Below are 24,848 nucleotides of genomic sequence, written 5' to 3'. Positions count from 1 at the left end.
ATCGAGGCGATCCGCGAGCTGAAGCGGCTGCACCCGGACGTCCAGACGACCCTCGGTCTGTCGAACATCTCCTTCGGTCTCAACCCGGCCGCCCGGGTCCTGTTGAACTCGGTCTTCCTCGACGAGTGCGTGAAGGCCGGTCTGGACTCCGCGATCGTCCACGCGTCCAAGATCCTGCCGATCGCCCGGTTCGACGAGGAGCAGGTGACCACCGCCCTCGACCTGATCTACGACCGGCGTGAGGGCGACTACGACCCGCTGCAGAAGTTGATGGCCCTCTTCGAGGGCGTCAACACCAAGTCCCTCAAGGCCGGCCGCGCCGAGGAACTCCTCGCGCTGCCGCTGGACGAGCGACTGCAGCGCCGGATCATCGACGGTGAGAAGAACGGCCTGGAGGCCGACCTCGACGAGGCCCTGCGGACGCGTCCGGCCCTCGACATCGTCAACGACACCCTCCTGGAGGGCATGAAGGTCGTCGGCGAGCTCTTCGGCTCCGGCCAGATGCAGCTCCCCTTCGTCCTCCAGTCGGCCGAGGTCATGAAGACGGCGGTGGCGTATCTCGAACCGCACATGGAGAAGACCGACGACGAGGGCAAGGGCACGATCGTCCTCGCCACCGTCCGTGGTGACGTCCACGACATCGGTAAGAACCTCGTCGACATCATCCTGACGAACAACGGCTACAACGTCGTGAACATCGGCATCAAGCAGCCGGTCTCCGCGATCCTGGAAGCGGCGCAGGAGCACAAGGCCGACGTGATCGGCATGTCCGGCCTCCTCGTCAAGTCGACGGTGATCATGAAGGAGAACCTGGAGGAGCTGAACCAGCGCAAGCTGGCCGCCGACTACCCGGTCATCCTCGGCGGCGCCGCCCTCACCCGCGCCTACGTCGAACAAGACCTCCACGAGATCTACGAGGGCGAGGTCCGCTACGCCCGCGACGCCTTCGAAGGCCTACGCCTCATGGACGCCCTCATCGCCGTCAAGCGCGGCGTCCCCGGCGCCTCCCTGCCCGAGCTCAAGCAGCGCCGCGTCGCCAAGCGCGACACGCCCGTGCTCCAGGTGGAGGAGCCGGAGGAGTCCGGTGGCCGCTCGGACGTGGCCGTCGACAACCCGATCCCCACCCCGCCCTTCTGGGGCACCCGGGTCGTCAAGGGCATCCCGCTCAAGGACTACGCCTCCTGGCTCGACGAGGGTGCCCTCTTCAAGGGCCAGTGGGGCCTGAAGCAGGCCCGCGCGGGCGGGGCCACGTACGAGGAGCTCGTCGAGAGCGAGGGTCGGCCCCGGCTGCGCGGCCTCCTGGAGAAGCTGCACACCGAGAACCTGCTCGAGGCGGCGGTCGTCTACGGGTACTTCCCCTGCGTCTCCAAGGGCGAGGACCTGATCATCCTCGACGAGCAGGGCAACGAGCGGACCCGCTTCACCTTCCCGCGCCAGCGTCGCGGCCGCCGCCTGTGCCTCGCGGACTTCTTCCGCCCCGAGGAGTCCGGCGAGATCGATGTCGTCGGCCTCCAGGTGGTCACCGTCGGCTCGAAGATCGGCGAGGCCACGGCCAAGCTGTTCGAGTCGGACTCCTACCGCGAGTACCTGGAGCTGCACGGCCTCTCCGTTCAGCTCGCCGAGGCCATGGCCGAGTACTGGCACGCGCGCGTCCGCTCCGAGCTCGGATTCGGCGGCGAGGACCCGGCGAAGGTCGAGGACATGTTCGACCTCAAGTACCGCGGCGCCCGCTTCTCGCTCGGCTACGGCGCCTGCCCCGACCTGGAGGACCGCGCGAAGATCGCCGACCTCCTGGAGCCGGAGCGGATCGGGGTCCACCTGTCGGAGGAGTTCCAGCTCCACCCGGAGCAGTCCACCGACGCGATCGTGATTCACCACCCCGAAGCGAAGTATTTCAACGCACGCTGAGCTCCACCGACGTACACTTGTCGGTCCCATACAGGCCGGTCGCCTGTTCCCCGGGGTGGTATGCCCCGCGGAAGAGGTGACCGGCCTTCTCGTCCCTTCTGAGAGGCATGCGCATGACGAGCACGGTTCCCGCCCCCGTCGCCCGAACGGCCGACGGGTCTGCCCTGCAGGCGGTGCTGCTCGACATGGACGGCACCCTGGTCGACACCGAAGGCTTCTGGTGGGAGATCGAGGCGGAGATCTTCCAGGAGCTCGGGCACCGGCTGGAGGACGCCTGGCGGGACGTGGTCGTCGGCGGCCCGATGAGCCGCAGCGCGGCCTTCCTGATCGAATCGACCGGCGCCGCCATCGAGCTCGCCGAGCTGAGCGTCCTGCTCAACGAGCGCTTCGAGGCCCGCATCGCCGACCGGGTGCCGCTGATGCCCGGCGCCGAGCGGCTGCTGAGCGAGCTCGCCCGGCACAACGTACCCACCGCCCTGGTCTCCGCCTCCCACCGGCGGGTCATCGACCAGGTGCTGCTCACTCTCGGCCGTGACCGCTTCACGATGACGGTCGCCGGCGACGAGGTGGCCCGTACCAAGCCGCACCCCGACCCGTACCTGTTCGCCGCGCGCTCGCTGGGCGCGCACCCCTCGCGGTGCGCGGTCATCGAGGACACCCGCACCGGCGTGGCGGCGGCCGAGGCCGCCGGCTGCCGGGTCGTGGCCATCCCCTCGGTCGGCGTGATCGAACCCGCCCCCGGGCGTACGGTCGTCCGCTCGCTGGAGGACGTGGATCTGGCGTTCCTGCGCTCGCTCATCGCCCCGATGAACTGAGAGTGACGACCCGGCCCGCCGGCAGAGCACACACTCGACCCAAGCGGACACATCGACATGCATAGGTCTACATCGGTATGCATTGCCACGCACCGGAGCCCCGCGAGCACGCTCTGTCCCGAATGGAACCCTGTCCGGCCGCCCCCTAGCGGAAGGATCTTCCGCCGCCGGCCCCGGAGGCTGAAATTCCATCCTCTCCGGGGCCGTTGCGCAGGGTGACCTTGGTCACCCCGTGCACCCCGGGCGAGTCCGCCCCAGGGCCCCTGCGGCTTCCAATGTGTCCACATTGATCAGCCCCTGACCGAATCTGCGCAGCCCTGCGCGTGAACAGGCAGTTCGCTCCGATCACGGTGCGATTACGCCCCAAGTTCGGTCAGTTCCAGCCATCCCGTCCCGGACCACTAATGTCGACGCGGGCACTACGCCGCACCTCAGCCGTCCCCGACACACACCCCTGTGCCGGGACCGCGTGGACCGATCGTCACACCACCGGCCCGATCGTTCCGCCCTGAACGGGCGACCGTCGCGAAGTGCCCTCTACGCCGCTTTGAACAAGTGCCGGTTACAGGGAGTACTTCCAGCATGAACCGCAAGACCATGGTGCTGACGGCCGCGGCCGGACTGCTCACCCCCGCGCTGGCCGCCTGCGGCAGCGCGAGCGGCGGAGGAGCAGGATCCGGAGCGATCGTCGTCGGAACCACCGATCGGTTCGAGGCCGCAGACTTCGCTCCCGCCCCCTTCGACCCCGCATACGCCTACGACGCCGGCGCCTGGAACATCCTGCGCCAGACCGTCCAGACGCTGATGCACACCCCGCGCGGCGGCGGCCAGCCCGTCCCCGAAGCGGCCTCCGCCTGCCGCTTCACCGACTCCGGCAACGAGAGCTACCGCTGCACCCTGCGCCCCGGTCTGAAGTTCGCCGACGGTGAGCCCCTCACCGCCAAGGACGTCAAGTTCTCCATCGACCGCGTCCTCGCCATCAAGGACGAGAACGGCCCCTCCTCGCTGCTCTCCACCCTCGACAACGTCGAGGTCAAGGGCGCCGACACCGTCGTCTTCCACCTGAAGACCCCCGACGCGACCTTCCCCTTCAAGCTCTCCACCCCCGCCGCCGGCATCGTCAGCGAGAAGAACTACGACGCCAAGAAGCTCCGCGAGGGCTTCGCCGTGGACGGCTCCGGCCCGTACACGATGAAGGCCGAGGTCAAGAGCGGCCGACTGGTCCGCGCCGTCTTCACCAAGAACCCCCACTACAAGGGCGACCTCAAGCTGCAGAACGACAAGGTCGAACTGCGCACCTTCACCGACTCCCCGACCGTGGGCAAGGCGCTCACCGACGGGAAGATCCACATGGTCTCCCGCACCCTGTCGCCGGCCCAGATCACCGAGTTCAGCGCCCAGCCCCCCAAGGGCGTCAAGCTGGTCCCGATGCCCGGCCTGGAGATCCGCTACCTCGGCTTCAACACCGAGGCACCGGTCGTCAAGGACAAGGCCGTACGCCAGGCACTCGCCGCCGCCGTCGACCGCGGCCAGCTCATCTCCAAGGTCTACGGCAAGTCCGCCACGCCGCTCTACTCGCTGGTCCCCACCACCGTCACGGGCCACGTCAACTCCTTCTACAACAAGTACGGCGACGCCAACACGCCCAAGGCCGCCGCCCTGCTGAAGGACGCCGGGATCAAGACCCCCGTCAAGCTGACCCTGCACTACACCAGCGACCACTACGGCGACGGCACGGCCGCCGAGTTCGACGCCCTCAAGGCCCAGCTGAACTCCACCGGCCTCTTCGACATCACCGTCCAGGGCAGCGAATGGGCGGACTTCCGCCCCGCCCAGAAGAAGGGCGACCACGCCGCCTACGGGCTCGGCTGGTTCCCCGACTACCCGGACGCCGACAACTTCCTCGCCCCGTTCCTGGAGCAGGACAACTTCCTGGGCACGCCGTACGCCAACAGCGCGGTGCGCAACAGGCTCATCCCCGAATCCCGGCGGGCGGTCGACCGTACGATCGCCGTCCCCGCGATCACGGAGATACAGGACATCGTCGCCGAGGACGTACCCGTCCTGCCCCTGTGGCAGGGCAAGCAGTACGTCGCCGCACGCGACGGGATCACCGGAGTGGAGTGGTCGGTCAACGCCATCTCCGACCTCCAGCTGTGGGAGCTCGGCCGCGGCGTAAGCGGCTGAACAAGGCAACGACCGGCAGCGGAAGTCGCGGGCCGGACCAACGAAACAGTTCGACTGTGAAGGACGTTCGCGTGAATCGACGTAACCAGTGGCTGGCGGCCCCGCTCGGCGCGGCCACCGCCGCCGCGCTGCTCAGCGGTTGCGGTTCGACCGATGGCTCCAATGCCGGCAGCGGCAAGGGCGTGGTCATGGGCATATCCGACAAGGTGAAGTCCGTCGACCCGGCATCGGGCTACGACCCCGGCTCCTGGCTGCTGTTCAACAACGTCTTCCAGTCGCTGCTGAGCTTCCCCAAGGGCGGCACCACCCCCGAGCCCGACGCCGCCCAGGCCTGCGGCTTCGAAGGCGGCGACAGCAAGCTCTACAAGTGCACCCTGCGCGACGGCCTGAAGTTCAGCAACGGCCACAGCCTCACCTCGAAGGACGTCAAGTTCTCCTTCGAACGCACCCTGAAGATCAACGACGCGAACGGCCCGGCCGTCATGCTCGCGTCCATCGCCGGCATCGACGCCCCCGACGACAAGACCGTCGTCTTCAAGCTCAAGACCTCCGACGCCACCTTCCCCAGCAAGATCGCCTCGGGCGCCGGCTCCATCGTCGACCACACCGAATACCCGGTCGACAAGCTGCGCACCGACAACAAGGCCATCGGCTCCGGCGTCTACAAGCTCGACTCCTTCAGCGAGAAGAGCGCCAGCTTCTCCGTCAACGAGTCCTACAGCGGCAAGGCCAAGGCCAAGAACACCGGCGTCACGCTGAAGTTCTTCAACGGCGACCAGGCCGGCCTCAAGACGACCCTCGAAAGCGGCGACGTCGACTTCGCCTTCCGCGGCCTCGCCGCCAAGGACATCGCCGCCCTCGCCTCCAGCAAGACCGGCGACAACAAGGTCGACGTCGTCCAGGGCACCGGCGCCGAGGTCGAGCACATGGTCTTCAACGTCAACGACCCCGTCGTCGGCAAGCTCCCCGTGCGCAAGGCCATCGCCTACCTCATCGACCGCGAAGCCCTCGTCCGCGACGTGTACGCCGGCACCGCCACCGCGCTCTACTCCATCGTGCCGACCGGCATCGCCGGCCACACGACCCCGTTCTTCGACCGCTACGGCGGCACCCCCCAGGTCGACAAGGCCAAGGCCGTCCTCAAGGCCGCCAACATCACCGGCAAGGTCAAGCTCACCCTGTACTCCACCCCGTCCCGCTACGGCCCCTCCACGGACCAGCAGTTCGAGGTCATCGCCAAGCAGCTCAACGACAGCGGCCTCTTCGACGCCGACGTCAAGTCCGTCGAGTACGAGCAGTACGAGAAGGACATCCAGGCCGGCAAGTACGGCGTGTACGTCAAGGGCTGGGTCCCCGACTACCCGGACGCCGACAACTTCACGCAGCCGTTCTTCGGCCCGGACAACGTGCTGAACAACAACTACGACAACAAGGAGATCACCGGGACGATCATCCCGTCGACCTCCGCGAAGTCCGACCGCACCGCGGCCAACACCGACTACAACCGCCTCCAGGACATCGTCGCCGACGAACTCCCGCTCATCCCGCTCTGGCAGGGCAAGCAGTACGCCGTCACCCGCCAGAACGTCAGCGGCCTGCAGTGGTCCCTCGACGCCTCCACCGTCTTCCGCTTCTGGGAGATCAGCAAGGGCTGACGCCACCGGAGCCGGGCCCGCCCCACGGCGGGCCCGGCACCACACGAAGGGGCCGTACGCGCACACGCGTACGGCCCCTTCGCGTACGCGCGCCCGCCCGACCGACCTACTGCGCCCCCGGACGCACCAGACCGCTCTCGTACGCGTACACCGCCGCCTGGACCCGGTCCCGCAGCCCCAGCTTCGTCAACACATGCCCCACATGCGTCTTCACCGTCGTCTCACTCACGAACAGATCCGCCGCGATCTCCGCGTTCGACAACCCCCGGGACACCAGCTTCAACACCTCGACCTCACGCTCGGTCAGCGTCCCCAGCGTGTCCGGCAGGCTCTCCTCACCCGACGGAAGATGCCCCGCGTACTTGTCCAGCAGCCGCCGCGTGATGCTCGGCGCGAGCATCGCCTCACCCGCCGCGACCACCCGGATCGCCTGCACCAACTCCGTCGCCGGCGCGTCCTTCAACAGGAACCCGCTCGCCCCCGCCCGCAGCGCCTCCACCACGTACTCGTCCAGATCGAACGTGGTCAACACCAACACCTTCGCCGGCCCGTCACGCTCCGGACCGGTGATCTGCCGGGTCGCCTCCACCCCGTCCATCCGCGGCATCCGGATGTCCATCAGCACCACATCGGGCTGCAGCGCCCGCACCTGATCCAACGCCTGCAGACCGTCCCCGGCCTCGCCCACCACCGCCAGGTCCTCCTCCGCCTCCAGGATCATCCGGAAGCCGGTGCGCAGCAGCGGCTGGTCGTCGACCAGAAGGACGCGGATCGCCACGGGGTCTACCTCGTATTCGTCGGACGGCTACGGCGGGCCCGACCATTCTGCCCTGACACCCGGATCAGGACTCCGCCGGGCGCTCCACCCCCGACCCCGCCGCGTCCACCTCCGCACGCGGAGAGATCACCAACGGATACGGCGGGGGAGTACCACCGAACTCCGGACACACCGCCTGATGATCACACCAACCACACAGCTTCGTCGGCCGCGGCCGCCACTCACCCGACTCCGTCGCCTCCCGGATCGCCTCCCACAACGCCAGCAGCTTCCGCTCCACCCGCTCCAGATCCGCCACCACCGGGTCGTACGTCAGCACATCCCCACTGCCCAGATACACCAACTGCAACCGCCGCGGCACCACCCGCTTCAGCCGCCACACCACCAACGCGTAGAACTTCATCTGGAACAACGCACCCTCGGCATACTCCGGCCGCGGCGCCTTCCCCGTCTTGTAGTCGACGATCCGCACCTCACCCGTCGGCGCCACATCCACCCGGTCGATGATCCCGCGCAGCCGCAGCCCCGACTCCAGCTCCGTCTCCACGAAGAACTCCCGCTCCACCGGCTCCAGCCGCGTCGGGTCCTCCAACGTGAACCACCGCTCCACCAGCGCCTCGGCCTCCGTCAGCCACCGCGCCAGCCCCGCCCCCTCGTCACCCTCCGGGAACAGCCCCATCAGCTCCGGCCTCGACTCCAGCAACCGGTCCCACTGCCCCGGCAACAACGCCTTCGCCGCCGGCGCCGTCCGCTCCTGCGCCGGATGATCGAAAAGCCGCTCCAGCACCGCATGAACCAACGTCCCACGCGTCGCCGCCGCACTCGGCTTCTCCGGCAACCTGTCGATCACCCGGAACCGGTACAGCAACGGACACTGCATGAAATCGCTCGCCCGGGAAGGAGAGAGCGAAGAAGGCGCCACAGCGCTGGGGCTGGCGGCTTCGGCCGCGCCGGGCACGGCACCGGGGCTCGTCGTCATGGACAAAACCCTACGACCCGCGACCGACAGCACGCGCATACCATCGACGCCGAGCCCCCTCGCACTGCATGATCGGAGCATCACAACCCGCTACAGCACCACCCCGTACACGAACAGAACACACTGGAAACACCAGCACCGAACGAAGGACAGCCGTGGCAGACACCGACGAAACCGGCGAGCGCGCAGGCCGCCGCTCCGGACCGGGCGGCGGACTCCTCATGGGCCGCCCCTTCGGCGTACCCGTCTACGTCTCGCCCAGCTGGTTCCTCGTCGCAGCCCTCATCACCTGGGTCTTCGGAGACCAGCTCGACCGCGTCCTGCCCGACCTCGGACCCGTCCGCTACCTCGTCTCCCTCTTCTTCGCCGTCGCCTTCTACGCCTCCGTCCTCGTCCACGAACTCGCGCACACCGTCGCGGCCCTCCGCTTCAAGCTCCCCGTACGCCGCATCCAGCTCCAGTTCTTCGGCGGAGTCTCCGAGATCGAAAAAGAATCCGAGACCCCCGGCCGCGAATTCGTCCTCGCCTTCGTCGGCCCCCTGCTCTCCCTCGTCCTCACCGCAGCCTTCTACCTCGGCATGAAAGCCGTCGACCCGGCCACCGTCCCCGGTGTCCTCCTCGCCGGCCTGATGATCTCCAACCTCCTCGTCGCCGCCTTCAACCTCCTCCCCGGCCTCCCCCTCGACGGCGGCCGCATGCTCCGCGCCGTCATCTGGGGCATCACCGGCAAACCCATGACCGGCACCATCGCCGCCGCCTGGGTCGGCCGCGGCCTCGCCATCGCCGTCCTCCTCGGCCTCCCCCTCCTCACCCACACCGGCGTCCTCGGCAACCGCACCTCGGAAATCGGCGGCATGAACACCGTCATGGACGCCCTGCTCGCCGCCATCCTCGCCGGCATCATCTGGACCGGCGCCGGCAACAGCCTGCGCATGGCCCGCCTACGCGAACACCTCCCCGAACTACGCGCCCGCACCCTCACCCGCCGCGCCATCCCCGTCGAGAACGCCACCCCCCTCTCCGAAGCCCTGCGCCGCGCCAACGAAGCCGGCGCCCGCGCCCTCGTCGTCGTCGACGGACAAGGCGACCCCACCGCCATCGTCCGCGAAACCGCCATCGCCTCCGTCCCCGAACACCGCCGCCCCTGGGTCGCCGTCAGCACCCTCGCCCAGGACCTCACCGACGGCATGAAGGTTTCAGCGGAACTCACCGGCGAAGAACTCCTCGACCACCTCCGCGCCACCCCCGCCACCGAATACCTCGTCCTCGAACCCGGCGGCACCATCTACGGCGTCCTCTCCACCCTCGACGTCGAAAAAGCCTTCGTGAAGGCCATGGCACGGCCCCAGTCCTGAAGCCAATACACTGGTCACATGTCCGAACCGACCGGTGCCGCCCGCCGACGCGGGCCCTTCGAGGTCGGGGACCAGGTACAGCTCACCGACCCCAAGGGCCGCCACTACACGTTCACGCTCGAAGCCGGGAAGAATTTCCACACCCACAAGGGTTCCTTCCCGCACGACGAGCTGATCGGTGCTCCCGAAGGCAGCGTTGTCCGCACCACGGGCAACGTCGCATACCTCGCGCTGCGCCCCCTGCTCCCCGACTATGTCCTGTCCATGCCCCGCGGCGCCGCCGTGGTCTACCCCAAGGACGCGGGCCAGATCCTGGCCTTCGCCGACATCTTCCCCGGCGCACGCGTCGTGGAAGCGGGAGTGGGCTCCGGCTCCCTGAGCAGCTTCCTGCTGCGCGCCATCGGCGACCAGGGCATGCTCCACAGCTACGAGCGCCGCGCGGACTTCGCCGAAATCGCCACCGCCAACGTCGAACGCTACTTCGGCGGCCCCCACCCCGCGTGGCAGCTGACCGTCGGCGACCTCCAGGACAACCTGTCCGACACGGACGTCGACCGCGTCATCCTCGACATGCTCGCCCCCTGGGAATGCCTCGAAGCGGTCTCCAAGGCCCTCGTCCCCGGCGGCATCCTCTGCTGCTACGTGGCCACCACCACGCAGCTGTCCAAGACCGTCGAGTCCATCCGCGAGATCGGCTGCTTCGCCGAGCCGCAGCCGTGGGAATCGATGATCCGCAACTGGCACGTGGAAGGCCTCGCCGTCCGCCCCGACCACCGGATGATCGGCCACACCGGCTTCCTCGTCACCGCCCGCCGCCTCGCGGACGGCGTCGAGCCCCCCATGCGCCGCCGCCGCCCCGCCAAGGGCGCCTACGGCGAGGACTACGACGGCCCCGGCAGCGACCGCTCCGCGTAACGGCCGACCGGACCCAACATGAAGGCGCTGTGGCGCAGTTCCCCCGAGCCACCCGGGAACTGCGCCACAGCGCCTTTTCGTTGTCCTGTGCACCAGCCCCGGACCCAGCCGTTCCACCGCCGTGTGAGGTGTGGCACGATGCTGGCTCCTCGTCACCCTTCGCACAGGAGACACCCCGCGTGCCGCACAGCCACGCCGAGACGGCCCCGCTCCCGCACACCCTGGAGCACAGCCGCACCAGGCCCGTCCACTGGCTCGCCACGGCCACCGCCATGGCAGCCGTCATAGCCGCCGCAGGACTCGTACAACCCGCCACCGGCACCCCGGCCACCGACATCACCACAACAGCCGCACAGCCCCCCGCGAAGGGCCCCCAGGCCACCGCACCCGACCCCGCCGGGGTCACCTACCCCCTCGACTGCAAAGGCGCCCCGCAGACCGTCACCACCAGCGCCCAGGGCGACCTCGACGGCGACGGCCGCCCCGAGACCGTCGCCGCCGTCCGCTGCGACGCCGGCTCAGGCACCCCGCCACACGCGATCTACGTACTCGTCCAGGACCCCGCCGAAGGCAGCCACCCCCGCGTCGTCGCCACCCTGCTCGAAGCCGCCCGACGGCAAACCGCCACCGAGCTCACCGTGCGCGACGGACTCGTCACCGCGACCCTCGTCGGCTACTCCTCACCCGACGTACCCCGCTACAGCCCCGACACGAAACAGCTCGCCAAGTGGCGCTGGCGCGACGGAAAATTCCGCCAGGAGCTGACGGACTCGGCCGCCAGGAGTGTTTGAAGCGTCACTCCGCGTCGGGACCGAAGACTTCCACCCTGTCCGAGACACGCCTCACGTGAATGCAGTCACCCGGACACTCCTTCGCCGAGTCGACCACGTCCTGGAGCAACGTCAGCGGAACCGGAGTGGTCGCCCCCGCGTCCTGCAGCAGCTCGTCCTCCGGGCTCTTCACATACGCCAGACCATCGATGTCCAGCTCGAACACCTCAGGCGCGTACTGCACGCAGATGCCGTCCCCGGTACACAGATCCTGATCGATCCAGACCTCGAGCGGCTCGCCGGCCTCACCGGCACCGCCCGTCGGAGCCTCCTGCTGCACGGTCATATCTCCTGCCGTTCCCTGCGCTGAGTGATCCATCCCGGTCGAAACCCGCAGCAAGTCGCGCGGGCCCTGACGGGTGTTGAACGCTTCGACCTTACAACCGGCTGCTTCCCGAGTTTGATGGGTGGGTATTTCCTTGGCGTGAGGGAGTACGCAAGGGTGAAGATCGGACACACCCCTACCGTCTTTGTGATCTAGGGGTTTCAATCACCACCAGCCCAGGTAGGGTCAGGAAGCGTCCAGCTCCCCTTGGAGGAGGTGAGGACCGTGGCAGCCCACGACGACGACATCAACCGCGGCATCCGGCCCGCGCGAGGGTCCGAGGACCCCGCCGGCCAGGTTGCCTATCTCGAGCAGGAAATCGCCGTCCTGCGACGAAAGCTCGCCGACTCTCCGCGACACACGAGGATTCTCGAAGAGCGGATCGTCGAGCTCCAGACAAACCTGGCCGGCGTATCCGCACAGAACGAACGACTCGCGAATACCCTCCGTGAGGCCCGAGACCAGATCGTGGCCCTCAAGGAAGAAGTCGACCGGCTCGCACAGCCGCCGGCCGGTTTCGGTGTCTTCCTGCAGTCCAACGAGGACGGCACCGTCGACATCTTCACCGGAGGCCGAAAGCTCCGCGTGAACGTCAGCCCCAGCGTCGACCCGGAAGACCTCCGGCGCGGCCAGGAGGTCATGCTCAACGAGGCCCTCAACGTGGTCGAGGCCATGGAATTCGAGCGGGCCGGGGACATCGTCACCCTCAAGGAGATCCTCGAGGACGGCGAGCGCGCCCTGGTCGTCGGGCACACCGACGAGGAAAGGGTGGTGAGGCTCGCCGAGCCGCTCCTGGACATCACCATCCGCCCCGGCGACGCCCTCCTGCTCGAACCCCGCTCCGGCTACGTCTACGAGGTCGTCCCCAAGAGCGAGGTCGAAGAACTCGTCCTCGAAGAGGTCCCCGACATCGACTACGACAAGATCGGCGGCCTGGGCGACCAGATCGAGCTGATCCGCGACGCGGTCGAGCTCCCGTACCTCTACCCGGACCTCTTCAAGGAACACGAACTGCGGCCCCCGAAGGGCATCCTGCTCTACGGCCCGCCCGGCTGCGGCAAGACGCTCATCGCCAAGGCCGTCGCCAACTCCCTTGCCAAGAAGGTCGCCGAGGTCACCGGCCAACCCGCCGGAAAGTCCTACTTCCTGAACATCAAGGGCCCCGAACTCCTCAACAAGTACGTCGGCGAGACAGAGCGGCACATCCGCCTCGTCTTCCAGCGTGCCCGCGAGAAGGCCGGCGAGGGCACCCCCGTCATCGTCTTCTTCGACGAGATGGAATCCCTCTTCCGCACCCGCGGATCAGGCGTCAGCTCGGACGTGGAGAACACCATCGTCCCCCAGCTGCTCGCCGAGATCGACGGCGTGGAAGGCCTGGAGAACGTCATCGTCATCGGCGCCTCCAACCGCGAGGACATGATCGACCCGGCCATCCTGCGCCCCGGCCGGCTCGACGTGAAGATCAAGATCGAGCGCCCGGACGCCGAGGCCGCGAAGGACATCTTCGCCAAGTACCTCAAGGCCTCGCTGCCCCTGCACGCGGACGACCTGTCCGAACACCAGGACTCCAAGGACGGCACCGTCCACAGCATGATCCAGACCGTCGTCGAGCAGATGTACGCCGAAACCGAGGAGAACCGCTTCCTCGAGGTCACGTACGCCAACGGCGACAAGGAAGTCCTCTACTTCAAGGACTTCAACTCCGGAGCGATGATCCAGAACATCGTCGACCGGGCCAAGAAGATGGCCATCAAGGCCTTCCTCGAACACAACCAGAAGGGTCTGCGGGTGGCCCACCTGCTCCAGGCCTGCGTGGACGAGTTCAAGGAGAACGAGGACCTGCCCAACACCACCAACCCGGACGACTGGGCCCGCATCTCCGGAAAGAAGGGCGAGCGGATCGTATTCATCCGCACCCTCGTCACCGGAAAGCAAGGCGCGGACACCGGACGCTCCATCGACACGGTGGCAAACACCGGTCAGTACCTCTGACAAAGCGGGGCGGCTGCGGATGCCCACCCCGGGCATCCGCAGCCGACTGCTTTACCCCACCGCATTACCGGCCGCTTTTCAGCCGGTGACCAGGCGGATCCAATGACGGAAATGATCTCCCCACGAGCGCGCAGTGGTTCTAGGCTCTTCCGTACCGCCGGACGCGCAGTGCGGGGACGGGCACCGCACAGGAACACGCACCGGAGCACCAGCGGTACTTGAGCGCCGCTCCCGAAAGGGGAGCGCCGCCGGGCAAGGAGGGCCGCATGACCGTACGGCGAGTAATGGGGATCGAGACGGAGTACGGGATCTCCGTCCCGGGGCACCCGAACGCCAATGCCATGCTCACCTCGTCCCAGATCGTCAACGCCTACGCGGCGGCGATGCACCGGGCGCGACGCGCCCGCTGGGACTTCGAGGAGGAGAATCCGCTGCGGGACGCCCGCGGCTTCGACCTCGCCCGCGAGGCCGCCGACAACAGCCAGCTCACCGACGAGGACATCGGCCTCGCCAACGTCATCCTCACGAACGGCGCACGGCTCTACGTCGACCACGCACACCCCGAATACAGCTCGCCCGAGATCACCAACCCGCTCGACGCCGTCCTCTGGGACAAGGCCGGCGAGCGGATCATGGCCGAGGCGGCCGTCCGCGCCGCCCAGCTCCCCGGCGCCCAGCCGATCCACCTCTACAAGAACAACACCGACAACAAGGGCGCCTCCTACGGCACGCACGAGAACTACCTGATGAAGCGGGAGACCCCCTTCTCGGAGATCGTGCGCCACCTGACCCCCTTCTTCGTCTCACGCCAGGTCGTGACCGGCGCCGGACGCGTCGGCATCGGCCAGGACGGCCGCGAACACGGCTTCCAGATCAGCCAGCGCGCCGACTACTTCGAGGTCGAGGTCGGCCTGGAGACCACCCTCAAGCGGCCCATCATCAACACCCGCGACGAGCCGCACTCGGACGCCGAGAAGTACCGCCGGCTCCACGTGATCATCGGAGACGCCAACCTCTCCGAGATCTCCACCTACCTCAAACTCGGCACGACCGCACTTGTCCTGTCCATGATCGAGGATCAGTTCATCAGCGTCGACCTGGCCGTCGACCAGCCCGTACGCACCCTGCACCAGGTCTCCCACGACCCCGACCTGCAACACCTCATCACGCTGCGCAGCGGCCGGACACTGACCGCGGTGCAACTGCAGATGGAGTACTTCGAGCTGGCCCGGAAGTACGTGGACGAACGTTTCGGGTCCGACGCGGACGAGCAGACCAAGGACGTGCTGGGCCGCTGGGAGGACGTGCTGGGCCGGCTGGAGAGCGACCCGATGAGCCTGTCGGGGGAGCTGGACTGGATCGCCAAGAAGGAGATCCTGGAGGGCTACCGACGCCGGGACGGGCTGAACTGGGACGCGGCGCGGCTGCACCTGGTGGACCTCCAGTACTCGGACGTACGGCCCGAGAAGGGCCTGTACAACCGCCTGGTGGCCCGCGGCAAGATGAAGCGCCTGGTGGACGAGCCGGCCGTGGAGCGGGCTCAGAGCAAGCCTCCGGAGGACACCCGGGCCTACTTCCGCGGCCGCTGCCTGGAGCAGTACGCGGACGACGTGGCCGCGGCGTCCTGGGACTCGGTGATCTTCGACCTCCCCGGCCGGGACTCGCTCCAGCGCGTCCCGACGCTGGAACCCCTGCGGGGGACCCGCAACCACGTCAAGGAGCTCCTGGACCGCTGCCGCACGGCGGAGGACCTGGTCCGGGTGCTTTCGGGGCAGTGAGTACGGCTGAAATGCGATCGGTCCGGGAATCATGAAGAGAACCGGACTGTGAAAGTACGGGGACGAATGTCGGACCCTCCCTATAGGGTCCGACGTAGGGTCTGATCTTGAGAGATCCCGAATCCCGGGGTCTCTCGACATGAGCGTGCGAACCGAGCGGGGTGAGGTAGACATGGCGACCAAGGACACCGGCGGCGGACAGCAGAAGGCGACGCGCTCGACCGAGGAGGTCGAGGAGGCGGCGGTCGAGGAATCGACCGACCTCAAGGAGCGTCAGGAAAAGCTCTCCGACGACGTCGACTCCGTACTCGATGAAATCGATGATGTGCTCGAGGAGAACGCCGAGGACTTCGTGCGATCCTTCGTTCAGAAGGGTGGCGAGTGATTTTGCCTTCGAATCGAAGGTGATGCTCGCAGGGGAGGGTGGGTGTCGGAGGCGGGCAAGAAGTGTGGGCGGTGTGGCGTAGTCAAGCCGTTCGATGCTTTCGCTTCGAACCGGGCCATGCGTGACGGCTTGCAGTGCTACTGCAGGCCGTGCGCAGCCGAATACCACCAACAGCGTCAGATAGCCAAGGGGAAGAACGTGCGTCCCCGAGTCGAAGCCCCTACGGGGCACAAATACTGCCGCCGCTGCGGGGAGATCAAGCCCCACTCGGAATGGGACCGGAACAAGACGGCCTCGGACGGGTTGTCGACGCGGTGCAAGGCGTGTCGAGCGGTCGAAAGTCGGGCCGGGCATCTCAAGCGCTCGTACGGCATGACCGAGGCTGATCGCGACGAAATGATCGACGCTCAAGGCGGGCTTTGCTGTATCTGTCTGAAGCGCCCAGCGGTACATGTGGATCACTGCCACACCACGGGTAGGGTCCGAGGCGTACTTTGCTTCAACTGCAACACGGCCATCGGCAAGTTGGGTGACGATCCCGACGCAGCTCGTCGGGTCGTCTCATACTTGGAGGGACACGCGTGGAAGCCAACAATCGTGGCACAGGGCGTCTACCGGCAGCCTTCCTGACGCCGGGGTCGTCGTCCTTCATGGACTTCCTGGGCGCGCACTCGCCCGAGATGCTGCCCGGCAACCGCAAGCTGCCGGAGGGCGTGGTCGAGGCGCCGCACGGGACGACCATCGTCGCCGCCACCTTCCCCGGCGGGGTCGTCCTCGCCGGCGACCGGCGGGCGACCATGGGGAACATGATCGCGCAGCGGGACATCGAGAAGGTGTTCCCCGCCGACGAGTACTCCGCCGTCGGTATCGCCGGTACGGCCGGCCTGGCGGTGGAGATGGTCAAGCTGTTCCAGCTGGAGCTGGAGCACTTCGAGAAGGTGGAGGGGACGACCCTCTCCCTGGAGGGCAAGGCCAACCGGCTCTCCACCATGATCCGGAGCAATCTGGGGATGGCCATGCAGGGGCTGGCCGTCGTGCCGCTGTTCGCGGGGTACGACGAGGCCAAGGAGAAGGGCCGGATCTTCTCCTACGACGTGACCGGCGGTCGCTCCGAGGAGCACGGTTACGCCGCCACCGGTTCCGGTTCGATCTTCGCCCGGGGCTCGATGAAGAAGCTCTTCCGTCCCGATCTGTCGGAGGAGCAGGCCACCACGCTGGTCGTCCAGGCGCTGTACGACGCCGCCGACGACGACTCGGCGACGGGTGGGCCGGACCTGTACCGCCACATCTACCCGATCGTCACCGTGATCACGGACGAGGGGTTCCGCAGGTTGACCGACGACGAGTCGCAGGAGCTCGCCCGTACGGTCACCAACCGTCGGCTGGAGCAGCCCGACGGCCCGCGCGCCGCCCTGCTCTGACCATCCGTCGCCCCGTAGGAGCCCAGAAGAAAGGGACGGACAGCCGGTGTCGACTCCGTTCTATGTGTCACCCCAGCAGGCCATGGCCGACCGGGCGGAATACGCCCGCAAGGGCATCGCCCGCGGTCGCAGCCTGGTCGTGCTGCAGTACGCCGACGGCATCGTGTTCGTCGGCGAGAACCCGTCCCGTGCGCTGCACAAGTTCAGCGAGATCTACGACCGGATCGGCTTCGCGGCCGCCGGCAAGTACAACGAGTACGAGAACCTGCGGATCGGCGGTGTGCGGTACGCGGATCTGCGTGGGTACACCTACGACCGTGACGATGTGACGGCCCGTGGGCTGGCGAACGTCTACGCGCAGACGCTCGGCACCATCTTCTCCTCGGCCGGTGAGAAGCCGTACGAGGTGGAGCTGGTGGTCGCGGAGGTCGGTGCGACGGCCGCGGGTGACCAGATCTATCGGCTGCCGCACGACGGGTCGATCGTGGACGAGCACGGTTCGGTCGCGGTCGGTGGTAATGCCGAGCAGATCAGTACGTTCCTGGATCAGCGTCACCAGGACGGGATGACCCTGTCGGAGGCGTTGAAGCTGGCGGTGCAGGCGCTGTCCAGTCAGGCCAACGGCGCGGACAAGACGATTCCGGCGGAGCGGCTGGAGGTCGCGGTGCTGGACCGTACGCGGGCGCAGCAGCGCAAGTTCAAGCGGATCCGGGGTCGGCAGCTGTCGCGGTTGCTGGAGGCGGACGTGACGGCGGCGGTGCAGGCCGATGCCGTGTCGAACGACGAGGCGCCGGAGGACGACGCCGAGTAGTCGTGGTGTGGGTGGGGCCCCGGTTCGCCGTTTCGGTGGGCCGGGGCTTCGTCGTGTCCGGACGGCTGTGGCTGTGGCTGTGGCCGTGACTGCGGTTACGGCGCCGGGGCGGGGCCGGTGGAGTCGCGGACGACGAGTCGGACGGGGATGTCGGGCGCGGTCCAGGTGGTGCCGTCGAGGACGGCGAGGAGGGCGGTCATGCCTTCTTCGCCGACGCGTTCGGCGGGGAGGTGGACGGTGGTGAGTTCGGGTTCGACGGCGGTGGCGAGGGCGAGGTCGTCGAAGCCGGTGACGGAGAGGTCCTCGGGGATGCGCAGGCCGAGGCGGCGGGCGGCCTTGCAGGCGCCGGCGGCGAGGATGTCGTCGTCGCAGACGATGGCGGTGGGTCGGTCCTGGGGGGCCGCCAGGGCGGTCTCCATGGCCGTACGGGCGGCGTCGACGGTGAGGGGGGCCCGAACGGTGCGCAGCTCGGTGTCGGGGCCGAGGAGGGCGCTGAGGGCTTGTGCGCGGGTGTGGAAGGTCCAGGTGTCGATGGCGGAGGCGAGGTGGAGGAAGCGGCGGTGGCCGAGGGGGAGGAGGTGTTCGGTGATCTGGCGCATGCCGTCGGCCATGGCGAGGTTGACGTGGGCGGCGGCGGTGTGGGCGGTGGGGTCGCTGTCGAGCATGACGAGGGGGAGGGTGTTGCCGCCGATGGCGTCGAGGGTGTGGGCGGCCATGGAGGAGGCGATGACTCCGTCGAGGGCGGCGCGGGCGGAGGCGAAGGGGTCGCGGGCGGGGCCGGTGCCGTCGGGGGAGGGGTAGAGGACGACGCCGAAGCCGTGTTCGGCGGCGACGCGGGCGGCGCCGGTGTAGACGCGGGCGAAGAATTCGTTGGTGAGGGCGGGGACGACGAGGAGGGCGGTGCGGGTGGTGCCGAGGCGGAGGTTGCGGGCGGCGAGGTTGGGGCGGTAGCCGAGGCGGGTGGCGGTTTCGCGGACGTGGGTGGCGGTGCGTTCGGAGACGCGGCCGGGCCATTTGTCGGCGAGGACGAGGGAGACGGTGGCCTGGGAGACCCCGGCGGCGGTGGCCACGTCGCGGCTGGTGGGTCTCGTCACAGGGGGCTCCTGAACTGCGAGGTCGGGGGGTGTGGTGGGGTCCGCGGGCGGTGGTGGGCTGGACCGGCGGACTGCGGCCATGGTACGTATGACCGGTCTAGTTATACGTATTACTACTTCGGTTACTCCCGGCTGGCCCGGGCAGAAGGGGGCGGACATGGCCGCGGGATACGCGGAGCTGCTCAGGACCCGGCACGCCGCGAGGCTGCTGGTGGGCACGCTCGTGGGCCGGCTGCCCAATGCCACGGGGCCGATCGCGATCGTGCTGTTCACGCGTGCCGAGGGCGGCAGCTACAGCCTGGCGGGGGCGTTGGCCGCCGCGTACGGGTTGGCGAACGCGGTGGGTCAGCCGTTGCTGGGGCGGGCGGTGGACCTGTTCGGGCAGCCGCGGGTGCAGTTGCCGGCCGCGGTGCTGTCCGCGCTGGGCATGGTGTGGCTGGCGCTCTCGGGTACGGGGTCGGCGGTGGCCGCGTATGCCGCGGTGGTGGTGGCGGGGCTGTTCACGCCGCCGCTGGAGGGTGGTTTGCGGGCGCTGTGGCCGGGGGTGCTGGGCGGTCGTGAGGAGAAGGTGCACGCCGCGTACGCGATGGACGCGGTGGCCCAGGAGGTCATGTTCACCGTCGGTCCGCTGTTGGTGACGCTGTTCGTGGCGATGTGGTCGCCGGCGGGGGCGCTGTTGGCGTTGAACGCGATCGGTGTGTTGGGCGCGCTGTCCGTGGTGGTGAGCGAGCCGTCGCGGAAGTGGCGTTCGGCGCCGCGGGAGGCGCACTGGCTGGGGGCGCTGCGGTCGCGGGGGCTGCTGGCGCTGCTGGGGGCGTTCTTCTTCGTGGGGACGGCGCTGGGTTCGATCACGGTGGCGGGTGTGGCGTACGCGGACGATCACGGTGGTCAGGCGGTGTACGGCTGGTTGATGGCGGCGCTGGGGCTGGGGGCGCTGATCGGTGGTGTGTTCTACGGTGCGCGGCAGTGGGCGGGTGCGCCGGAGCGGCGGCTGCGGCTGCTGGTGGGTCTGCTGGCGGCGTGCTACCTGCCGCTGATGTCGGTTCCGGGTGTGGTGGCGATGACGGGGTTGTCGGCGCTGTCGGGTGTGTTCCTGGCGCCGGCGTTGGCGTGTGCGTTCATCGTCGTGGACCGGCATGCGCCGGTGGGGACGGTGACGGAGGCGTTCTCGTGGTTGGTGACGTTCTTCGGGGTGGGTGCGGCGATCGGTACGGCGGCGGCGGGGCCGGCGGTGGAGCTGGGTGGTACCGCGGCGGGGTTCGGGGTGGCGGGCGTGGCGGGCTTCTCGGCGCTGCTGGTTCTGATGGTCACTCAGCGGGCGTTGGCGACCGGTGGGCGAAGTCGGGCGGTGGCGGCCTCGGCTGAGGGTGTGTCGGAGGCGGTCCCTGACGTGCCGTCGCAGGCGCGGTCGGCGTCGTGACGGGTGGGCGTGTCGGATGGGCCGATCGGGCCGTGATCGGGGGGCGATCGGGGCGTCGATCGGCCTGCTGACGGGAACTGATCGAAACGGCGCTCCCGAACCCGGTTTCAGAAGAGGGCAGAAGGCGTAATGTTCAGTCATGGACCGCCGCATTTTCGGGCTGGAGAACGAGTACGGCGTCACGTGCACGTTCAGGGGACAGCGCCGACTGTCTCCTGACGAAGTGGCGCGCTACCTCTTCCGCCGTGTCGTGTCATGGGGCCGCAGCAGCAATGTCTTCCTGCGGAACGGCGCCCGCCTGTACCTCGACGTGGGTTCGCATCCGGAATATGCAACACCCGAATGTGACAACGTGACCGAGTTGGTCACCCACGACAAAGCAGGCGAGCGCATTCTCGAAGGTCTGCTCGTCGACGCCGAACGCCGCCTGCACGAGGAGGGAATCGCGGGCGACGTCTATCTCTTCAAGAACAACACCGACTCGGCGGGCAACTCGTACGGCTGCCACGAGAACTACCTGGTGGCCCGGCACGGGGAATTCTCCCGCCTGGCGGACATTCTCATTCCGTTCCTTGTCACGCGGCAGTTGATCTGTGGCGCCGGCAAGGTGCTGCAGACGCCGCGGGGTGCGGTCTACTGCGTGAGTCAGCGGGCCGAGCACATCTGGGAGGGTGTCAGCTCTGCCACGACGCGCTCGCGGCCGATCATCAACACGCGGGACGAGCCGCACGCGGATGCCGAGCGTTACCGCAGGCTGCACGTCATCGTGGGTGACTCGAACATGTCCGAGACGACCATGCTGCTGAAGGTCGGGGCGACCGATCTGGTGCTGCGCATGATCGAGGCGGGCACGGTGATGCGGGATCTGACCCTGGAGAATCCGATCCGGGCGATCCGTGAGGTCAGTCACGACATCACGGGTCAGCGCAAGGTGCGTCTGGCGAGTGGCCGGGAGGCCTCGGCGCTGGAGATCCAGCGGGAGTACTACGAGAAGGCGGTGGACTTCGCCGAGCGTCGGGGGATCCGTACCGGCGTGGTGGACCAGGTGCTGGAGCTGTGGGGTCGCACGCTGGACGCGATCGACGCGGAGGACCTGGACCGGATCGGGACCGAGATCGACTGGGTCATGAAGTACCAGCTGATCGAGCGGTACCGGGCCAAGCACAACATGACCATGTCGAATCCGCGGGTGGCTCAGATAGACCTCGCGTATCACGACATCCACCGTCGGCGCGGGCTGTACTACCTGCTGGAGCGCAAGGGGCAGGCGGCGCGGATCTGCAACGACCTGAAGATCTTCGAGGGGAAGTCGGTGCCCCCGCAGACGACGCGGGCGCGGCTGCGCGGGGACTTCATCCGTCGGGCGCAGGAGCAGCGGCGGGACTTCACGGTCGACTGGGTGCACCTGAAGCTCAATGACCAGGCGCAGCGGACGGTGCTGTGCAAGGACCCGTTCCGGTCGGTGGACGACCGGGTGGAGAAGCTGATCGCGGGCATGTAGGACCCGCGGAGTGACCGCTGTGTGACATCGCACTCCTCGCCAGGGCCTCGTACGTCTCTCGTACGGGGCCCTGCGCACGGCTTAGAGTGGCGAGCGACCGCTTTGCCGTCTGAGATCTGAGGAACCCGTGCGCCGACTTGCCGGCCTGCTTGTCGTACCCCTCCTGCTGCTGACGACCGCAGCGTGTGGCGACGACAGCGGCTCCGACTCCGCCCAGATGAAGAACGGGGCTCCCGCGATCACCAAGGGTGCCGCCTTCGGGGAGACGCCCACCCTGTCGAAGGGGGAGGGCGCGCCGCCCAAGGAGCTCAAGGTGGTGACGATCAGCGAGGGCACCGGGCAGGTGCTGAAGAAGAACGACATCGCGCAGGTCCACTACCTCGGCCAGGTGTGGGACGGCAAGGAGCCGTTCGACAAGAGCTTCGGGCGGCCCGCGCCGTTCGACGTGACGATCGGCGCCGGCGCCGTGATCAAGGGCTGGGACCAGGGCCTGGAGGGTCAGAAGGTCGGCAGTCGTGTCGAGCTGGTGATCCCGCCGGAGCTGGGTTACGGGGCCCAGGGCTCGCCTCCGAAGATCAAGGAGAACGCGACCCTGGTGTTCGTCGTGGACATCGTCAAGGGTGCGACCGTCCCGGTCTCGGCCACGGGCAAGGAAGTCGCCCAGGAGAACAAGGACCTGCCCAAGGTCGGCACGAACACGGACGGCAAGGAAGTCTCCGTGACCGTCCCGAAGGACACCGCCGAGCCGACCAAGCTGGTCTCGGACTACGTCATCGAGGGTGACGGTCCGGTGGTCAAGGACTCCGACAGCGTCGTGGTCAAGTTCAACGGCAAGACGTGGAAGGACGACAAGTCCTTCGAGAGCACCTACACCAGTGACCAGACGGTCACCTGGCCGCTGGGTGAGCTTTCGGTCAAGGGTCTGAAGGACGGTCTGGTCGGCAAGAAGGCCGGCAGTCGCATCCTGCTGGTCATCCCGCCGGACCAGGGCTTCGGTGACAAGGAGCAGGGCACCATCCCGGCGAAGTCGACGCTGGTCTTCAGCCTCGACATCCTCACGGTGATGTAAGACTGTTCCGGTTGACCATTTCGTACGTATGAGGAGAAGTTCCGTGAGTGACCTTCAGAAGCCCGAGATCGACTTCCCCGGTGGCGAGGCTCCCAAGGACCTCGTGATCGAGGACATCTGGGAGGGCGACGGCGCGGAGGCCAAGAAGGGCGACCGGGTCTCCGTCCACTACGTGGGCGTGGCCTTCTCCACCGGCGAGGAGTTCGACGCCTCCTGGAACCGCGGCGCCGCGCTGCAGTTCCAGCTCGGTGTCGGCCAGGTCATCTCCGGCTGGGACCAGGGTGTCCAGGGCATGAAGGTCGGCGGCCGCCGCAAGCTGGTCATCCCGGCCCACCTCGCCTACGGCGACCGTGGCGCGGGCGGTGCGATCGCCCCGGGCGAGACGCTGATCTTCGTCTGCGACCTGGTCAAGGTCGGCTGACCGCACTTCGCGATCGGTCGAGGGGCCCCCGCCGTCCGGCGGGGGCCCCTCGCTTTTGCCGGGGCGCGCCGGGGCGGTACGGTCAACGGTCAACGGGTCCGTCCGCATCGGGGGCGACCCGGGTGATGGTTCGACGGATGTGCAGGCGGAGAAGGGCGGAAGGGCGTCGATGGCGATTGCCAAGGCCGAGCGGCTGATGAATCTGGCGCTGTGTCTGCTGGGGACCCGCCGTCCGCTCAGCAAGCGGGAGTTGCGCGGTTCCATCGAGGCCTACATGGAGGCCGGCAACGACGAGTCCTTCAACCGCATGTTCGAGCGGGACAAGGACGACCTGCGTGAACTCGGCCTCGTCATCGAGACGGTGGAGAACCTGGACGGCGAGACCGGTTACCTGGCCCGTCGGGACAGCAACCGGTTGCCCCCCGTCTCGCTGGACGCCGAGGAGGCCGCGGCCCTGGGGTTGGCGGCCAAGGTGTGGCAGCAGGCGCGGCTGGCGGGGGCCGCCAGCGGGGCCCTGCAGAAGCTGCGTGCGGGCGGGATGCCCGAGGCGGAGGACCCGTACGAGGGACAGCACAGCGCGATCGAGCCGCGCATCCCGGTCCACGAGGCGGCCTTCGAGCCGCTGATGCTGGCCTGCCGGGACCGCAGGCCGGTGGTGTTCGACTACCGCAAGTCCACCGCCGCCCGGCCGGAGACCCGGCAGGTGGAGCCCTGGGCGCTGGAGTGCTGGCGTGGTCACTGGTACCTGGCCGGCTACGACCGTGACCGTGGGGCGGAGCGGGTGTTCCGGCTCTCCCGGATCACCGGCAAGGTCCGCTCGCGGGCCGCGAAGTACACCGCCGAGGTGCCGGACGTGGTGACCGTACGGGAGACCGTGGCGAGCTGGGCCGGGGAGAGCGCGGACCGCAGCGCGCTGATCCGGCTGCGGGCCGGGGCGGGCTATCCGCTGCGGGCCAAGGCCACCGCGGTGCGCGAGGGCGGGGGCGGGGACGGCTGGGACGAGCTGGAGATCCCGTACGGGCACGGGCTGGACGCCTGGCTGGTGGAGTTCGGGCCCGACGTCGTCGTGGTCGGTCCCGCCGACCTGCGGGCGGACGTGGTGGGCCGGCTGCGGGCCGTCGCCGGGGCCTGACCGGGGCCGATCCCGGGGGCCTGCGGGCCCGGCGGCCGATCCGCGGCCGCACCGTTCCACAAGAGCGACATCCACAG

The 24,848-nt window shown here is 68.3% G+C and carries 22 protein-coding genes; 18 read left to right on the top strand and 4 right to left on the bottom strand.

Annotation, left to right across the window (positions count from 1 at the left end):
- The 4 genes from ACGFYY_RS15405 to ACGFYY_RS15390 all read left to right on the top strand — a co-directional run.
- Positions 1-1,908, top strand: a 1,908-nt coding sequence (locus ACGFYY_RS15405; RefSeq protein ID WP_393709578.1) for a vitamin B12 dependent-methionine synthase activation domain-containing protein, incomplete at its 5' end; no start/stop codon positions are given.
- A 113-nt stretch (positions 1,909-2,021) separates the two neighbouring features.
- Positions 2,022-2,723, top strand: coding sequence for an HAD family phosphatase (locus ACGFYY_RS15400; protein ID WP_030768372.1), 702 nt, complete (start codon positions 2,022-2,024; stop codon positions 2,721-2,723).
- 582 nt (positions 2,724-3,305) lie between these two features.
- Complete coding sequence (locus tag ACGFYY_RS15395; protein ID WP_393709576.1) at positions 3,306-4,910, top strand: ABC transporter substrate-binding protein; 1,605 nt, start codon at positions 3,306-3,308, stop codon at positions 4,908-4,910.
- 71 nt (positions 4,911-4,981) lie between these two features.
- A complete protein-coding gene (locus ACGFYY_RS15390; protein WP_393709574.1) occupies positions 4,982-6,565 on the top strand; it encodes an ABC transporter substrate-binding protein in 1,584 nt (527 codons plus the stop codon).
- 106 nt (positions 6,566-6,671) lie between these two features.
- Here ACGFYY_RS15390 and ACGFYY_RS15385 read toward each other — a convergent pair whose 3' ends face one another.
- A complete protein-coding gene (locus tag ACGFYY_RS15385; RefSeq protein ID WP_365280398.1) occupies positions 6,672-7,343 on the bottom strand; it encodes a response regulator transcription factor in 672 nt (223 codons plus the stop codon).
- A 64-nt stretch (positions 7,344-7,407) separates the two neighbouring features.
- The gene (locus ACGFYY_RS15380; protein WP_365280400.1) at positions 7,408-8,322 is read right to left on the bottom strand and encodes a RecB family exonuclease; all 915 of its coding nucleotides are present in this window, start codon (positions 8,320-8,322) and stop codon (positions 7,408-7,410) included.
- A gap of 68 nt (positions 8,323-8,390) precedes the next feature.
- Here ACGFYY_RS15380 and ACGFYY_RS15375 point away from each other — a divergent pair, with 68 nt between their 5' ends.
- The 3 genes from ACGFYY_RS15375 (at position 8,391) to ACGFYY_RS15365 (ending at position 11,383) form a co-directional block, all read left to right on the top strand.
- A complete protein-coding gene (locus ACGFYY_RS15375; protein ID WP_393709571.1) occupies positions 8,391-9,677 on the top strand; it encodes a site-2 protease family protein in 1,287 nt (428 codons plus the stop codon).
- A gap of 18 nt (positions 9,678-9,695) precedes the next feature.
- Entirely contained in the window at positions 9,696-10,592 is an 897-nt protein-coding gene (locus tag ACGFYY_RS15370; protein WP_030016358.1) for a tRNA (adenine-N1)-methyltransferase, read from the top strand.
- A 179-nt stretch (positions 10,593-10,771) separates the two neighbouring features.
- Complete coding sequence (locus tag ACGFYY_RS15365) at positions 10,772-11,383, top strand: hypothetical protein (protein WP_365275523.1); 612 nt, start codon at positions 10,772-10,774, stop codon at positions 11,381-11,383.
- A 4-nt stretch (positions 11,384-11,387) separates the two neighbouring features.
- On the opposite strand, the gene ACGFYY_RS15360 is transcribed toward ACGFYY_RS15365, so the two are convergent.
- Positions 11,388-11,708: a ferredoxin gene (locus ACGFYY_RS15360; protein ID WP_030723362.1), complete on the bottom strand. Its 321-nt coding sequence runs from the start codon at positions 11,706-11,708 to the stop codon at positions 11,388-11,390.
- A gap of 264 nt (positions 11,709-11,972) precedes the next feature.
- Between ACGFYY_RS15360 and arc the strand changes: the two genes are divergently transcribed.
- The 6 genes from arc (at position 11,973) to prcA (ending at position 18,134) form a co-directional block, all read left to right on the top strand.
- Entirely contained in the window at positions 11,973-13,739 is a 1,767-nt protein-coding gene (gene arc / locus ACGFYY_RS15355; protein ID WP_365275526.1) for a proteasome ATPase, read from the top strand.
- Positions 13,740-14,005: 266 nt separating this feature from the next.
- Positions 14,006-15,517: a depupylase/deamidase Dop gene (dop, locus tag ACGFYY_RS15350; RefSeq protein ID WP_365275529.1), complete on the top strand. Its 1,512-nt coding sequence runs from the start codon at positions 14,006-14,008 to the stop codon at positions 15,515-15,517.
- Between the two features lie 172 nt (positions 15,518-15,689).
- Positions 15,690-15,902, top strand: coding sequence for a ubiquitin-like protein Pup (locus tag ACGFYY_RS15345; protein WP_030233608.1), 213 nt, complete (start codon positions 15,690-15,692; stop codon positions 15,900-15,902).
- A 117-nt stretch (positions 15,903-16,019) separates the two neighbouring features.
- On the top strand, positions 16,020-16,532 hold the full coding sequence (locus ACGFYY_RS15340; protein ID WP_393709598.1) for an endonuclease VII domain-containing protein: 513 nt from the start codon (positions 16,020-16,022) through the stop codon (positions 16,530-16,532).
- Positions 16,484-17,323, top strand: a complete 840-nt coding sequence (gene prcB, locus ACGFYY_RS15335) for a proteasome subunit beta (protein ID WP_393709566.1) — start codon at positions 16,484-16,486, stop codon at positions 17,321-17,323. The genes ACGFYY_RS15340 and prcB overlap by 49 nt, the downstream gene beginning before the upstream one ends.
- A 46-nt stretch (positions 17,324-17,369) precedes the next feature.
- Positions 17,370-18,134 (top strand): proteasome subunit alpha, encoded by a 765-nt coding sequence (gene prcA, locus ACGFYY_RS15330; RefSeq protein WP_030016342.1) that lies wholly within the window; start codon positions 17,370-17,372, stop codon positions 18,132-18,134.
- A gap of 95 nt (positions 18,135-18,229) precedes the next feature.
- Here the strand turns inward: prcA and ACGFYY_RS15325 are convergent, their stop codons facing one another.
- A complete protein-coding gene (locus ACGFYY_RS15325; RefSeq protein ID WP_393709563.1) occupies positions 18,230-19,228 on the bottom strand; it encodes a LacI family DNA-binding transcriptional regulator in 999 nt (332 codons plus the stop codon).
- 157 nt (positions 19,229-19,385) lie between these two features.
- Here ACGFYY_RS15325 and ACGFYY_RS15320 point away from each other — a divergent pair, with 157 nt between their 5' ends.
- From ACGFYY_RS15320 to ACGFYY_RS15300, 5 genes are all read left to right on the top strand, one after another.
- Entirely contained in the window at positions 19,386-20,648 is a 1,263-nt protein-coding gene (locus ACGFYY_RS15320; protein WP_393709561.1) for an MFS transporter, read from the top strand.
- A gap of 139 nt (positions 20,649-20,787) precedes the next feature.
- Positions 20,788-22,149, top strand: coding sequence for a Pup--protein ligase (gene pafA, locus ACGFYY_RS15315; RefSeq protein WP_328791148.1), 1,362 nt, complete (start codon positions 20,788-20,790; stop codon positions 22,147-22,149).
- A gap of 127 nt (positions 22,150-22,276) precedes the next feature.
- A complete protein-coding gene (locus ACGFYY_RS15310; RefSeq protein WP_365275541.1) occupies positions 22,277-23,218 on the top strand; it encodes an FKBP-type peptidyl-prolyl cis-trans isomerase in 942 nt (313 codons plus the stop codon).
- A 28-nt stretch (positions 23,219-23,246) separates the two neighbouring features.
- Positions 23,247-23,639, top strand: coding sequence for an FKBP-type peptidyl-prolyl cis-trans isomerase (locus ACGFYY_RS15305; RefSeq protein WP_030768420.1), 393 nt, complete (start codon positions 23,247-23,249; stop codon positions 23,637-23,639).
- Between the two features lie 169 nt (positions 23,640-23,808).
- Positions 23,809-24,771 (top strand): helix-turn-helix transcriptional regulator, encoded by a 963-nt coding sequence (locus ACGFYY_RS15300; protein WP_393709558.1) that lies wholly within the window; start codon positions 23,809-23,811, stop codon positions 24,769-24,771.
- The last annotated feature ends 77 nt before the right edge of the window (positions 24,772-24,848 follow it).

The organism is Streptomyces sp. NPDC048331 (genome assembly GCF_043201215.1).
Lineage (GTDB): Bacteria > Actinomycetota > Actinomycetes > Streptomycetales > Streptomycetaceae > Streptomyces.
Note: the sequence above shows the minus strand (reverse complement) of the source record. Positions and strands in the feature narration are given on the sequence as shown.

Coding starts and splice junctions, on each gene's coding strand:
- ACGFYY_RS15360 (WP_030723362.1), bottom strand. CDS start 11,708: ATGACCGTGCAGCAGGAGGCTCCGACGGGCGGTGCCGGTGAGGCCGGC.
- ACGFYY_RS15395 (WP_393709576.1), top strand. CDS start 3,306: ATGAACCGCAAGACCATGGTGCTGACGGCCGCGGCCGGACTGCTCACC.
- ACGFYY_RS15340 (WP_393709598.1), top strand. CDS start 16,020: ATGCGTGACGGCTTGCAGTGCTACTGCAGGCCGTGCGCAGCCGAATAC.
- ACGFYY_RS15305 (WP_030768420.1), top strand. CDS start 23,247: ATGAGGAGAAGTTCCGTGAGTGACCTTCAGAAGCCCGAGATCGACTTC.
- ACGFYY_RS15370 (WP_030016358.1), top strand. CDS start 9,696: ATGTCCGAACCGACCGGTGCCGCCCGCCGACGCGGGCCCTTCGAGGTC.
- ACGFYY_RS15345 (WP_030233608.1), top strand. CDS start 15,690: ATGGCGACCAAGGACACCGGCGGCGGACAGCAGAAGGCGACGCGCTCG.
- ACGFYY_RS15380 (WP_365280400.1), bottom strand. CDS start 8,322: ATGACGACGAGCCCCGGTGCCGTGCCCGGCGCGGCCGAAGCCGCCAGC.
- pafA (WP_328791148.1), top strand. CDS start 20,788: ATGGACCGCCGCATTTTCGGGCTGGAGAACGAGTACGGCGTCACGTGC.
- ACGFYY_RS15400 (WP_030768372.1), top strand. CDS start 2,022: ATGACGAGCACGGTTCCCGCCCCCGTCGCCCGAACGGCCGACGGGTCT.
- ACGFYY_RS15375 (WP_393709571.1), top strand. CDS start 8,391: ATGATCGGAGCATCACAACCCGCTACAGCACCACCCCGTACACGAACA.
- dop (WP_365275529.1), top strand. CDS start 14,006: ATGACCGTACGGCGAGTAATGGGGATCGAGACGGAGTACGGGATCTCC.
- ACGFYY_RS15300 (WP_393709558.1), top strand. CDS start 23,809: ATGGCGATTGCCAAGGCCGAGCGGCTGATGAATCTGGCGCTGTGTCTG.
- ACGFYY_RS15320 (WP_393709561.1), top strand. CDS start 19,386: ATGGCCGCGGGATACGCGGAGCTGCTCAGGACCCGGCACGCCGCGAGG.